General features: G+C 36.7%; 11 protein-coding genes and 1 riboswitch. All 11 genes read right to left on the minus strand.

Going from position 1 to position 14,229, the window contains the following annotated elements; all coding sequences use genetic code 11:
- Positions 1-15: 15 nt before the first annotated feature.
- Positions 16-1,302, minus strand: coding sequence for an EF-P 5-aminopentanol modification-associated protein YfmH (gene yfmH, locus H280_RS0100165; RefSeq protein WP_020059074.1), 1,287 nt, complete (start codon positions 1,300-1,302; stop codon positions 16-18).
- Position 1,303: 1 nt separating this feature from the next.
- The gene (gene yfmF / locus H280_RS0100170) at positions 1,304-2,578 is read right to left on the minus strand and encodes an EF-P 5-aminopentanol modification-associated protein YfmF (RefSeq protein ID WP_020059075.1); all 1,275 of its coding nucleotides are present in this window, start codon (positions 2,576-2,578) and stop codon (positions 1,304-1,306) included.
- A 131-nt stretch (positions 2,579-2,709) separates the two neighbouring features.
- Positions 2,710-3,669, minus strand: coding sequence for an ABC transporter permease (locus H280_RS0100175; protein ID WP_020059076.1), 960 nt, complete (start codon positions 3,667-3,669; stop codon positions 2,710-2,712).
- Positions 3,670-4,728: an ABC transporter permease gene (locus tag H280_RS0100180; protein ID WP_020059077.1), complete on the minus strand. Its 1,059-nt coding sequence runs from the start codon at positions 4,726-4,728 to the stop codon at positions 3,670-3,672.
- Positions 4,721-6,253 carry an ABC transporter ATP-binding protein gene (locus H280_RS0100185; RefSeq protein ID WP_020059078.1) on the minus strand — a complete coding sequence of 511 codons (1,533 nt, stop codon included), beginning with the start codon at positions 6,251-6,253 and terminating at the stop codon, positions 4,721-4,723. Before H280_RS0100185 ends, H280_RS0100180 begins: the two co-directional genes overlap by 8 nt.
- 244 nt (positions 6,254-6,497) lie before the next feature.
- On the minus strand, positions 6,498-7,580 hold the full coding sequence (locus H280_RS0100190) for a BMP family lipoprotein (RefSeq protein ID WP_020059079.1): 1,083 nt from the start codon (positions 7,578-7,580) through the stop codon (positions 6,498-6,500).
- A gap of 89 nt (positions 7,581-7,669) precedes the next feature.
- Positions 7,670-8,395, minus strand: a complete 726-nt coding sequence (locus tag H280_RS0100195) for a GntR family transcriptional regulator (RefSeq protein WP_020059080.1) — start codon at positions 8,393-8,395, stop codon at positions 7,670-7,672.
- 236 nt (positions 8,396-8,631) lie between these two features.
- Positions 8,632-8,734: riboswitch (purine riboswitch) on the minus strand.
- 197 nt (positions 8,735-8,931) lie between these two features.
- Positions 8,932-11,295 carry a DNA translocase FtsK gene (locus H280_RS0100200; RefSeq protein ID WP_020059081.1) on the minus strand — a complete coding sequence of 788 codons (2,364 nt, stop codon included), beginning with the start codon at positions 11,293-11,295 and terminating at the stop codon, positions 8,932-8,934.
- A gap of 166 nt (positions 11,296-11,461) precedes the next feature.
- Positions 11,462-11,668 (minus strand): YlzJ-like family protein, encoded by a 207-nt coding sequence (locus H280_RS0100205; protein ID WP_020059082.1) that lies wholly within the window; start codon positions 11,666-11,668, stop codon positions 11,462-11,464.
- Complete coding sequence (locus H280_RS0100210; RefSeq protein ID WP_442852810.1) at positions 11,665-12,396, minus strand: ClpP family protease; 732 nt, start codon at positions 12,394-12,396, stop codon at positions 11,665-11,667. The genes H280_RS0100205 and H280_RS0100210 overlap by 4 nt, the downstream gene beginning before the upstream one ends.
- Before the next feature lie 119 nt (positions 12,397-12,515).
- Entirely contained in the window at positions 12,516-14,186 is a 1,671-nt protein-coding gene (locus H280_RS0100215; protein ID WP_020059084.1) for a ribonuclease J, read from the minus strand.
- Positions 14,187-14,229 lie beyond the last annotated feature (43 nt).

The following is a 14,229-nucleotide window of genomic DNA, read 5'->3' on the forward strand; positions in this document are numbered from 1 at the left end:
CCTCTCTCTACTCCATCACTTCTTTGGAAGTACTTGGCAAACACTAAGTCGTTCTTCTTTTAGAAAGCTCTTCGCAACAGTTTGTAAATCTTGAATTGATAAACGTTCCAAAACAGATAATGCGTCAAACAGACTAGAGCCGTTAAATGCGTACCGTGTGAATTGATTTGCAATATATTCTGGTGAATTTAGTGAACGTAAAAAACCACCTATTTTCTTCTTTTTCACACGCTCTAACGTTTCTTCGCATAACTCATCATAATTTGTTTGTAGTAAAATATCCGTTATTCGCTTTGCTAATTCATCTGGGTGCTTTGTATCTCCACCAATCATCGCAAAACCGAAACTACTTTCTTCTGTATAATCGTACGAAAACGTATCGTCAATTAAACCTTCATTATACAATGTTTCATAATGGGTAGAACTTTTTCCAAATAAATAATCTAACATAAGCGTTAAAGCAATTTCTTGTTTTAACAAGTCTTTTCCTTGTCGCTTCAAGTCCTGCGTTTTCACACCAACTAAGCATTTCGGTGTTTGTACCGGCATTGTAATAACCATTTTTTTCTCATTTACTTGTTCTGGTTCTTCATCAAAAGATCGTTCAATTTCAGATTGAGCAGTATAATTTTTCTTCTCTTGATTTTGACGCACTAAATCCATCGTTTTCTCTGGATCAATCGAACCAACAACAAATAGCAACATATTGCTTGGGTGATAAAATGTATGGTAACACTCATACAGTAAATCTTTCGTAATTTTACTGATTGAATCAATTGTTCCTGCAATATCAATCTTTACAGGGTGTTTCCTATATAAACTGTCAATTAATCCAAAATACAAACGCCAATCGGCATTATCTTGATACATTTGAATTTCTTGCCCAATAATCCCCTTCTCTTTCTCCACCGTTTGTTCAGAAAAGTATGGATCTTGCACGAAATTTAACAATGTTTCTAAATTTTTTTCAACGTTTGATGTGCAAGAAAATAAATATGCAGTTCTTGTAAACGATGTGAATGCGTTTGAAGAAGCTCCTTGCTTACTAAATAATTGAAACGCATCGTGATCCTCTTTTTCAAATAATTTATGCTCTAGAAAATGTGCAATTCCATCCGGCACACGAAGCATCTCATTTTTCCCAAGTGGCGCAAACGTATTATCGATAGAACCATACTTTGTCGTAAATGTTGCATACGTTTTATTAAAATCTTGTTTTGGGAGAATATATACTTCTAAACCATTGGACAGTTTTTCGTAATACAGCGTTTCTTTTAATTGTTCATAAACGATTTTTTCCATCTTAAACTCCCTCCGTCCCATGTAAGAAGTAAATTGTATCTAGCTGAATATTATTGGCTACTTTAACGATTTCCTCTTTCGTTACTCGTTCAATCTCTGTTAACCATCCTTCTACAGGGCGGTCATAATTTGCAATTACTCCATGATACAGAAGTTCTACTAGACCACGCGGCGTATCAATTGTCTCTAAAACTTGATTTTTAATTACACTTTTCGTTTGTACGATTTCCTCATCAGTAAAATCACCATTTTGCATCGCTATCATTTGTTCTTTAATAATCGTAACAGCTTTTTCGTAATTTTTCCCTTCAATTCCAGACATTACAAAAAGAAGTCCCTTATGACTTTCATAACGAGAGGCAGCATAATATGCCAAGCTGTTTTTCTCACGTACATTAACAAATAATTTCGAATGTGAAAAACCACCAAACAAACCATTAAATAATTGCAAAGCAAAATAGTCTTCGTCGCGATACGTAATATATGTGCGGTATCCAATGTTTAATTTACTTTGCTTTAGTTCTTGTTTTTCTACAACCTCTTGTTCTTCTTCATTTTTCTTATGAAGCAGTACATTCCTTTCTTTCGGTTCACGTTTAGAAACAGAGAAGTACCGTTTCACAAGATCAAGAGCCCCTTCTTCAATATCACCTATAATATATAAATCCATTTCATCTTCATCTAATACTTTTTTATAATATTGATACAAAGATTCGTTTGTAATCTTAGAAACACGCTCTTTTTGACCGTTTGCACTTAAGCGGTACGGTTCTACTTTACACATTTCTTCGATGAGTCGTTCATTTGCATAGCGCATTTTATCGTCAAACGTAGATTCAATCCGCTGCACGAGTGCACGTTTTTCACTTTCTACGACTGTTTGTAAAAAACCATTTCCTTCTGTTGCTGGTCTTAGTAAAATATCAGCAAGCATAGCAAGCGCTTTTTCAAAGAGCGGCGGCGCTTCTTGTAAATATGTTTCATTGGCAATGTCTATATAAATAGAAATAACATGATCCTCACCTTTTTTACTTACATCAACAGCTAATGACGAACCATATAACTCCTCTAAATATTGACGAATTCGAATGACAGACGAGTGTGTTTCTGTAGCACTTTGTAATACATAAGGAAGCAAAGCACGTTCTGTTACTGTTTCTTCACATAACGGTGACTTTAACCGTAACACAAATGTATTCGTTTTATATTTTTCTGTCGGAATCATATGTACACGCAATCCACCTAATTCATGTGTTTCTTGTTTTATAAGATCCATTTGTAAACCTCCTCTAAAAAGGAATTTTCTTCTTCAATATACAGTTTTCACAAAAGAAAATGCAAATTTTCTCATGTATTAACGTTATTGTATGTAAAAAAACTCGCACTAATGTGCGAGCTTTTTGGCTTTTAGCGTTTTCCTTTTTCATATGGCGTTCCAAGCGCTTTCGGAGCTTCGGAACGTCCAACAAAACCAACAAGTGCAAAAATTGTTAATACATACGGTAATATCGTTAAAAAGATACTTGGAATTTGATCTAAAATAGGAATTGTACCACCTGTAACACCAAGTGACTGTGCAAATCCAAAAAATAATGCTGCACCTAGAGCTCCAATTGGATGCCATTTCCCAAAAATCATTGCTGCTAACGCTAAAAATCCTTGTCCTGTAATTGTAGCCCCAGAAAAGTTATTTGAGATAGATGTTGAAAATACAGCACCACCAACACCTGCAAACATACCTGATAAACAAACTGCAATATAGCGCATTTTATAAACATTAATACCCATTGTATCAGCTGCCATTGGATGTTCTCCAACAGCACGTAATCGTAAGCCAAATGGTGTTTTATAAATCACGTACCAAACTACAAATGCTAAAATAATTGCAATATATGAAGTTAATGGTACATCAGAGAAAAATATTTTTCCAATAACAGGAATATCAGAAAGGCCAGGAATATCAATTTTTTCAATACGATATTGGATAAAATCAGTTTGACCTTTTCCAAAAATCTTTTTAATCGCAAACACTGTTAATCCTAACGCTAAAAAGTTAATTGCTACTCCGCTGACAACTTGATCAGCGCGGAATGTAATGGATGCAACCGCATGAAGAAGTGCAAATAATCCCCCGCCAATTGCTGCAAAAACAAGCGCAATCCACGGCGTCATCGCTCCCCATGTATCGCCCATTAATAAAGTTGTAACAACACCAACAAATGCACCAAACAACATTAACCCTTCTAATGCAATGTTTACAACACCAGAACGTTCACTAAATACGCCTCCAAGTGCTGTAAAAATAAGCGGTGCCGAGGTATATAACGTACCTGTAACAAGAACGGCTAAAATATCTAGGAAACTCATTTATTTCCCCTCCTTGCTAAAACGAGAAAGTGCCCATCTTAAAACATAGCTACATGCTACAAAGAAAATAATACATGCAATAATAACATTAATGAGTTCAGACGGAACGTTCGCTTCAAAGTTCATTTGCGGTGCGGCACTTTTCAATCCGCCAAATAATAGCGCTGATAATAAAATACCAAATGCATTATTTGCACCAAGAAGAGCCACGGCAATACCATCAAAACCTATTCCTGTAAAAGAAGACATCGCTGTCATACTTTGGAATGTTCCAAGCCCCTCCATTGCACCACCAATTCCAGCAAATGCACCAGCAATCGTCATTGATAATACAACATTACGTGACACTTTCATTCCGGCATATTTAGAAGCGTGCTGATTAAACCCAACTGATTTGAGCTCGTAACCTAATGTTGTACGATCTAATATAAACCACATAATAAGTGCTACAACAATCGCTACAATGATTCCCCAGTGCAGGCGAGAGCCATCTGTTAAAGAGGATAACCAAGAAGAAGTTAAAGACGCACTCGCTTTTATATCATACGATTTTTCATTTGCTTCATGTAGAAAATTCCTGATGATGTAATACGTTACATAAAGCGCGATATAGTTCATCATAATTGTGACAATAACTTCATTTACCTTAAACTTTCCTTTTAAATATCCAGGAACAAATCCCCACAGTCCACCAGCAAGCGCTGCAACTAATATCGATAATGGGACATGGATGAAGGATGGTAAAGAAACAGCATAACCGAACCAAACTGCAGCAAGCCATCCCACTAGCAATTGTCCTTCCACCCCGATATTAAACAAACCTGTACGGAAGGCAAATGCTACTGATAAACCAGCAAGAACAAGTGGAATCATCGTACGGAGTGTTTCACCTATTGCACGTGAATTTCCGACCATACCATCCCATAATGCGGCATAGCCGACTATTGGATCGTATCCACTCGTAATCATGACAATGGCTCCAACAAGTAAACCAAAAATAACGGATAATACAGGTACTAAAATGTTAATTGTTCGCTCCGTTAAAAATTTTTTAGCCATTTGTGTTCACCTTCTCTTTCTTCTTTCCCCCAGCCATTAACAGACCTAGCTGTTGCTCGTTTGTTTCTTTTGGATTTACAATATCAACAATTTTCCCTTCATAAATGACAGCGACGCGGTCGCTTACATTTATAATTTCGTCAAGCTCTAACGAAAGCAACAGAACTGCCTTTCCTTTATCGCGCTGTTCAATTAACTTTTTATGAATAAACTCAATGGCCCCAACATCTAAACCACGTGTTGGCTGCGCGGCAATTAATAAATCCGGATCACGATCTACTTCACGAGCAATAATTGCCTTTTGCTGATTTCCTCCAGATAATGCTCGTGCTAGTGTATGCTCACTCGGTGTACGAACATCGAACTGCTCAATTAATGATTTTGCTTTATCATAAATCTTTGTGAAATTTAAAATACCTTTTTTAGAATTCGGATTTTTATAATACGTTTGCAGTACCATGTTATCTCCGATAGAAAAATCAAGAACAAGCCCGTGCTTATGACGATCTTCAGGAATGTGTCCAACACCTTCCTCTGTAATCCGTCTAACTGGCCAATTTGTTACGTCTTTCTCTCTTAACGTAATAGAGCCTGACTCAACTTTTCGTAAACCAGTAATCGCTTCTATTAATTCACTTTGTCCATTTCCATCGATTCCTGCAATACCAACAATTTCTCCTGCACGAACAGTTAAGTCAAGTCCTTTTACAGTAGGTAAATGACGTGCATCGTGCACAACAAGATTGGAAATTTCAAGTACATTTTCACGTGGTTTGGCGTCTGACTTTTCTGTTTTAAAATTCACTTGACGTCCGACCATCAATTCTGCAAGCTTGTTTTCATCTGTACTTGCAACGTCTACCGTTCCAATTCCCTTTCCTTTACGGATAATTGTACAACGATCACATACTTCCATAATTTCTTTCAACTTATGTGTGATAAGAATAATAGATTTCCCTTCTTGCACTAGCTTTTTCATAATATGAATAAGTTCTTGAATCTCCTGCGGCGTTAACACAGCCGTCGGTTCGTCAAAAATTAAAATCTCTGCTCCGCGGTAGAGCGTTTTTAAAATTTCCACACGCTGCTGCATTCCAACAGAAATATCCTCTATTTTCGCATATGGATCTACCGACAACCCGTATTGCTCAGATAATGCTTTAATTTCTTTAGCAGCTTCGGCAATCGCAATTTTCCCGCTTTTTTTCGGTTCATTTCCGAGAATAATATTTTCTGTAACTGTAAAATTATGTACTAGCATAAAGTGCTGATGTACCATGCCAATCCCAAGATCATTCGCTACATTAGGGTTGGTAATTTTTACAGGTTTCCCTTTAATTTTAATTTCACCTTGTTCCGGTTGATATAACCCAAATAAAACATTCATAAGTGTGGATTTCCCAGCACCATTCTCTCCAAGTAAAGCATGAATTTCTCCCTGTTTCACTTGCAGCGTAATATCATCATTCGCCACAATTCCTGGGAATACTTTTGTAATATTATTCATCTCAATTACGTATTCCATATTAATCCTCCTAACAAGATAAAGTTCTATATATATCCAACTTAATTTTTTAACACATGAACACAACATGCCCGCTACTTACCTGCTCCTTTTGTTTTAAAACATGGCACATGGCATGAAAAGGCCCTGACCGCACCTAAGCGCGGCCAGATGCTCTCAGAAGGTTTTATGTCAGTTTTTCAAAGTGGATTTATATATATGCAAAGGTTAGTTCTTAGAACTAACCTTTGCTATTGATCTACCCTTATTTTTTAAGAGAAGCTTCAAATGTTTTGTACTCATTTGGAGTAGAAGGTACTTTAATTTCACCACTTACAATTTTCTTTTTCAAATCTTCTACTTTTGTTAAAATTTCTGGATTTACTTTTTTCACGTTGTCAGTTGTTTTTGCAATTCCAACACCTTCATCTTGTAAACCAAATGATTCTGTTTTACCGCCTTCAAGTTTACCGTCTTTTGCTTTTTGTGAAACTTTTTCTACTGCAACGTCAACACGTTTTACCATTGAAGTTAGTGTTACATTTTCTGGCATACCTTCTTGGTTTTGGTCACGGTCAACCCCGATTACCCAAACATTCTCACCTTTTTTCTTACGGTTTTTCGCTTCTGTAAATACACCGTTACCAGTTGCACCAGATGCATGATAAATTACGTCAACACCTTGACCGTACATAGCTGAAGCTAATACAGAACCTTTTTCTGGTTTATCAAATGCTTCTGCATATTGAGATACAACTTCAATATTCGGATTTACAAATTTTGCACCAGCCTTGAAACCAGATTCAAATTTTTCAATTAGAGGACTTTTAATCCCCCCAATAAATCCTACTTTATTTGATTTTGTTGTCATTGCCGCAACCGCACCTACAAGGAAAGAACCTTCATGGTCTTTAAATGTAATACTTGTTACATTTGGCTTATCAACTACTGCATCAACAATTGCAAATTGTTTTTTCGAATTTTTTACTGCTGTTTCTTGGATAGACTCTTGCATTTTATAACCGATTCCAAATGTTAAATCATAGTTAGTGTCTACAAATTTCGCTAAGTTTGGAATGTAATCTGCATCCTTAGCAGATTCAAGATAGCGATATCCTTCATTTTCTTTTAGTTTGTTCTCTTTACCAAACTTTTTTAACCCTTCCCAAGCAGATTGGTTAAATGATTTATCATCTACTCCACCAACGTCTGTAACCATACCAACTTTAAAGTTTTTGCTGTCTTTTCCCTCTTTTTTCTCGCTTGACTTATCAGTGTTTCCACAAGCTCCTAAAATTGTGCTTGCTGCTAACGTTAATGACAATAAAATTCCCGCTTTTTTCTTCATACTAAAAACCCCTCCTAAAATATGTATCTAGTTAGTTCTACACCCATGTCCCTATTTTCTTGCTGTCACCCCCCTAAAATGAGCACAATCTACATACATTTTCTTAATACATGGAAGCTAAATTTGTCTGCTCGAAAATAATTAATCGAATATAAAATTGGTTCATCATTTTGATCATAGTGCATTTGCTTTAACACAAGTAACGCGGTTTCTGGTCCGCATTCTAAAATTGGTGATATTTTAGAGTGATAGCCAAGCGGCTCAATATGAGCAACAGCATATGTAATGCGTTTATGTGTATTTCTATGTATGACTGTAAGTAATGATTCCTCTTTGTATTCTGACAAATCAGGAAGAACTTCTTTCGATAACTTATCAACGCAATAAACAACAGGTTCCCCATCTGCTGTACGAACGCGTTCAATCATAAGTGTCTCAAAACCATCTTCACTATTAAATTTTTCTTTTTCTTCTTCCGTTAAGCTCCCTACTGCTGATGATAGAAATACTGTACCTGGCTTTTTGCCTGCACCAGTAATCATATCTGTAATACTAGATAATTGTTCAATTCCAGAAGAAAACAACGGCTTTGCATTTACAAACGTTCCTACACCATGCCTACGGATGATAACGCTTTCTTCTTCTAAAATTCGAAGTGCTTCTCGCAAGGTCGCTCTACTAACACCTAATTCTTTTGCTAGATCAAATTCGGACGGTAGCTTTTGCTTCTCTTTATATACCCCGCTTTTAATCTTTTCTTTAATGTGGTCAATCACTCGTAAATACAAATGTCGACTATCTGACTTTACTGACATAAGACTCCCCTCGCACTTCACTTATTCGACCTCTGATGTAAGACTTCTTTTCCTATTTTTTCCATAACTAATATATCATGAATTCCCCTAAATGAAAACAAGAAAGTTAAGATTTGTCGAATAAGTGCTAATAATTTCGTTAAATGAAATTTTCTTTCTTTAACTTATAAAAAAAACTTTGCACCTTACATTTCTCATATGATGAAAAAGTTAGGAACAAAGTTGCTGTACACCTTGTATTGACACTTTTTCCTCATAGTCTAGCAAATTAATGGTTGCTAGGTAGAAACTTATGGACCTTATTACCAAGATTATATGAGGTTTATTTTGATTTCGAAGTAATCGTACCACTTGATAAGATTACTGTCAATACAATCCAAGAAAAAATCGAACGTTGAAATCAAAAAAAATACAACCATTCGTATTCTCATTAAAATCAACAAAAGGTAAGCGTTATCATTTTTATCCATTAAAGAAACCGGCTAGAATTCTTTCTAATCGGTTTCTCTATCTCGCTATTTGGTCACTTCACTTTATCACGAACTTTTCTCTTGAATATCTTTTAACAGCACTTCACGAGGCTTACTTCCTTCATACGGACCAACAACACCGTTCATTTCCATCGCATCAATCAACCTGGCTGCACGCGTATATCCAATACGAAACCTGCGCTGTAACATAGAGACTGACGCAGTTTGCATGTCTACAACGAGCTGCACGGCTTCGTCATATAAATTATCTTCCACCTCTTGCACTGTTTCTTGTACATCTTGCGGAATCATATCCTCTTGATATTGTGCTTTTTGCTGCCCAATAACGTATTCTACTACTTTTTCTACTTCATCATCTGATAGAAATGCACCTTGTACACGAACTGGCTTAGAAGCACCAATTGGTACAAACAGCATATCACCTCGTCCTAACAATTTCTCTGCTCCTCCTGTATCAAGAATCGTTCTTGAGTCAGTTTGAGAGGAAACCGCAAATGCAATTCGCGATGGAATATTGGCTTTAATAACACCAGTAATAACATCTACAGATGGACGCTGCGTCGCAATAATTAAATGAACACCAGCTGCACGTGCCATTTGTGCCAAACGCATAATCGCATCCTCAACATCAGAAGAAGCAACCATCATTAAATCGGCCAACTCGTCCACGATAACAACAATATACGGAAGTTCTGGTTGCTTCGCTTCAGATTGTTCATTATGCTGTTTAACGTAGTCGTTGTATCCTTCAATATTCCGTGTTCCACTATGCGCAAACAATTCATAACGTCGTTCCATTTCATTGACAACCTTTTTTAATGCCTGTGACGCTTTTTTCGGGTCTGTCACAACAGGCGTTAATAAATGCGGAACACCATTGTATACATTTAATTCTACCATCTTAGGGTCAATCATCATAAGTTTCACTTCATGCGGTTTAGCGCGCATTAAAATACTTGTAATAATCCCGTTAATACACACACTCTTTCCGCTACCAGTTGCCCCTGCTACGAGTAAATGGGGCATTTTATTTAGACGTGCTAATACAGCTTCACCTGTAATATCTCGCCCAAGTCCAATTAATAACTTTTCTTCCGGATGATTATTTGCTTTCGAATCCAATACTTCTCTTAACGTAACCACTGCAACTTCTGAATTCGGCACTTCAATACCAACAGCTGATTTCCCCGGGATCGGTGCTTCAATTCGAATATCTTTAGCCGCTAAAGCTAGTGCTAAATCATCACTTAAACTAACAATTTTACTAACTTTAACTCCCATATCAGGATATACTTCATATTTTGTAACAGCCGGCCCTCTATGAACCTTTGTTACTTTCGCTTTCACGCCGAAGCTTTGGAATGTTCGTTCCAACTTACGAGCATTTTCATAAATCGTCTCATTCTCATTTGTCACTTGCTTATTGTTCGGAAACTTTAATAGTTCTAAAGACGGTAGCTTATAGTCTTTATTTTCAACATCAGAAAAATGCATTGGCGGTGCTTTCGTCTCTCCGGAAAGCGATTCAACAATTTTTTCACCTTTTTTCCGCTGCGGCTGTTCTTCTTGCATCGGCAAAGGATTCTCTTGAGTTGCTTCAGGAGGTTCTTCACTTATTGGATCCGGCGTTGCATAGTTTTCAGTAAAGTTTGATATAATCGGCGGCGCTACATCCACTTGTTCTATATGCTCTACTAACTCCGGCACATCTTGCACATGACGTTCACTCCGCGTGCGAGATGTCTTTTTCTTCTCAGTTTTTTCAGCAGCCCGTTTCATTTGCCAATCTTTATAATCACCTTGCATCACTTGAAATTGTCGTCTAAGTATATGTCCAAGCGGCGCAAGTACTTCTCCTATATGTTTATTTGTAATACATAATACACCAAGCAAAATAAGAATCATTCCAATTATGTACGCGCCAACCTCATCAAATAAAAAATAGCATGTCGCAAACATAATAGCCCCAAACATTCCCCCTCCTAAATGTACTGAGTCGACTCCTTTTTTCATTTCATGAAAGAACAAATCTTTTGTCGTTACAATAACAGATGAACTTTGTACTGCCCCGTCTTTTGTTAAAAGGTTAACTAATGTAATGTGACTAAACATCAATATCGCTAATACGATTAAATATAGACCAACCAATCGTTTGTTTAATAAATTCGGCCACTCTCGTTTTATAACAAACGCTATAGAAAGTGCAATAACCCCAAGCACTCCAAGTATGTACCATTCTCCAAAGAAAAAGCGAAAAAATAGCACGAATGCTTTTCCGACAACACCTAGTTGCATAATTGTAATGATGGAGAGCGCAAAAAGAGTCAAACCGACGATTTCGTAGTACAAAGTTGGCTTTATGGTACGTCTTGCTTTTGTTTTCGTCCCTCTTTGCTTTTGTTTTGCCATTTCTTCACCTCAAATTCTCATTCAAAAATATAACTTTCACCGAATCAATATAGTCCCACTCAAACAGAATTTTGCAGAATAAATTGAAGAAAGCAGCCTACACACATGGCTGCTTCACCCTCTTGTTTTTTATATTATACCATAGTTCATAAACAAAATCCTGCTTTTAAGAAAAGGATATTTTCTGTCCCGGTTCATATTGTAAAAAATGTTGAGGGTTTGTACTTAACACACGTACAACAGAGTATTTATTTTCATTTCCCATTTCCACAACCATATCAATACCATCTACGTGAATAATTTTCTGTTTCGCAAATTCTCTTTGATCCATCGGATACACGAGTTGCTCTGGCATAATCGTATATAAAATCATTGTAACAACGCCCCGCCTTGTTCAGTTGATGCTTTTGTATCAATTAATTCATTTAATTTTTTGATTGCTTGACCAATCCCTCCAACATCATCAATTAAACCATATTTCACCGCATCCAAACCGACAACATTTGTACCAATATCTCGCGTTAAATTCCCTTTTGCAAACATTAACTCCTTAAAACGATCTTCTGTTACTTTAGAATGCTTTGTTACAAAACGAATAACACGCTCTTGCATTTTATCTAAATACTCAAATGTTTGTGGGACACCTATTACAAGACCTGTAAGACGAATAGGGTGAATTGTCATTGTTGCTGTTTCTGCAATGAATGAATAATCTGTTGATACCGCAATTGGCACACCAATGGAATGGCCTCCGCCAAGTACAATCGATACAGTCGGTTTGGAAAGCGAAGCGATCATTTCAGAAAGCGCAAGCCCAGCTTCCACATCCCCTCCAACTGTATTTAACAAAATTAATAATCCTTCAATTTTAGGATTTTGTTCAATCGCTACAATTTGCGGAATAACATGTTCATATTTCGTCGTTTTATTTTGTGGTGGCAACTGCACATGCCCTTCAATTTGCCCTATAATCGTTAAACAATGAATACGCGATTCATTTAATTGCGGGACATTTGTCTGTCCAAGCTGCTGAATTTTCTCTAATACAGAAGCTTCTTTCGTCTCTTCTTTTTTCTCAGGCTCTTTTTCTTCACTTTTCATTTCATCACGCTCTATCATGTCGTATCCCCTTTCTCATGTATATAACTATTATTTGTTAAGTTATAAATTTCATTCGACAGAGGACAAAAGAAAAAGCTACCTATATAGGCAGCTCTCTCTTATACTTCCATGATAATTGGTAAAATCATCGGTTTTCTTTTCGTTTTTTCAAATAAAAATTGTCCAAGTAATTCACGAATATTTTGTTTTAACGTTGACCATTCAATAGAATATTCTTTAATAGATTGTTCTACAATTGTACGTACGATATCAGTTGATTTTTCAATTAACGCTTCAGATTCACGAACATAAACAAAGCCTCGCGAAATTATTTCTGGTCCAGAAATAATTTTTTTCTCATCTTTCCCAAGGGTTACAACAACGACTAAGATACCGTCTTGCGATAACATTTTTCGATCTCGTAACACAATATTCCCAACATCACCAACGCCTAATCCATCAATCAATACATTTCCAGCTGGAACCTTCCCTGCTGGTTTCGCTACACCATCTGTAAAGGAGATTACTTCACCTTTTTCAGTGATAAAAATGCGACCCGAATGAATTCCAACATCTTGAGCTAAACGGGCGTGCGCTTTTTGCATTCGAAATTCACCATGTACAGGCACGAAATATTTCGGTTTCATTAAATTCAACATTAACTTCAATTCTTCTTGACTACCATGCCCAGAAACATGGACTTTCTTTTCTCCATAATATACGACATCCGCACCTGCTCTAAATAGTAAATCAATTGTTCTTGAGACAGATGTTTCATTCCCTGGAATTGGGGATGCTGCAATAATGACTGTATCACCTTTACGAATTGAAATTTGTTTATGGGCTTGTCTTGCCATTCTAGAAAGGGCAGCCATTGGCTCACCTTGACTTCCAGTCGTTAAAATTGCCACCTTTTTCTCAGGATAATTATCAACATCCTGCAGTGAAATTAACATACCGTCTGGAATATTTAAATAGCCTAGATTATATGCAATATCAACTACCTTTACCATACTTCGTCCCACAACCGCTACCTTACGACCAGTTTCATAAGCCGCATCAAAAACTTGTTGAATACGATGAACATTAGACGCAAATGAAGCTACAATAATACGGCCTTCTGAATTATAAAATACTTTAGAGATCTCTATACCGACTTCTCTCTCAGATCCTGTATAGCCAGGACGCTCTGCATTTGTACTATCAGATAGTAAACAAAGTACACCCTCATTGCCGATTTGAGCCATTTTCCCAATATCTGAACCATTATTCCCGATAGGTGTTTGATCAAATTTAAAATCACCAGTATATACAACTGCACCTTGTGATGTATGGAAACAAACACCCACAGCATCTGGAATACTATGTGTTGTTTTAAAGAAAGAAACCGTTGTTGTATCGAATTCTACAGTAGCATTAGAATCAATCGTTCTTAAATCAACACGGCCTAACATGCCTGCTTCTCCTAATTTTTCTTTCACAAGACCATTCGTTAATTTCGTCCCATAAACTGGAATATCCAATTTTCTTAACACATAAACAATACCACCAATATGGTCTTCATGGCCGTGTGTTAAAAATAGTCCTTTTACACGCTCTTTATTTTCCACTAAATATGTGATATCAGGAATAACAATATCTATTCCAAACATCTCTTCTTCTGGAAACATAAGTCCTGCATCCACAATAAAAATTTCAGAATCAATTTCCACGCAGTACATATTCTTTCCAATTTCGCCCACTCCGCCGAGAGCGAATACTTTTACAGTATCTATCTCTTTCTTCTTCATGTTGTTGCCTGGTTTAAAAATAGTATAAAAACTGATCCCGCTA

The sequence above is a fragment of the Bacillus sp. 123MFChir2 genome, from assembly GCF_000383235.1.
Taxonomy (GTDB): Bacteria; Bacillota; Bacilli; order Bacillales; family Bacillaceae_G; genus Bacillus_A.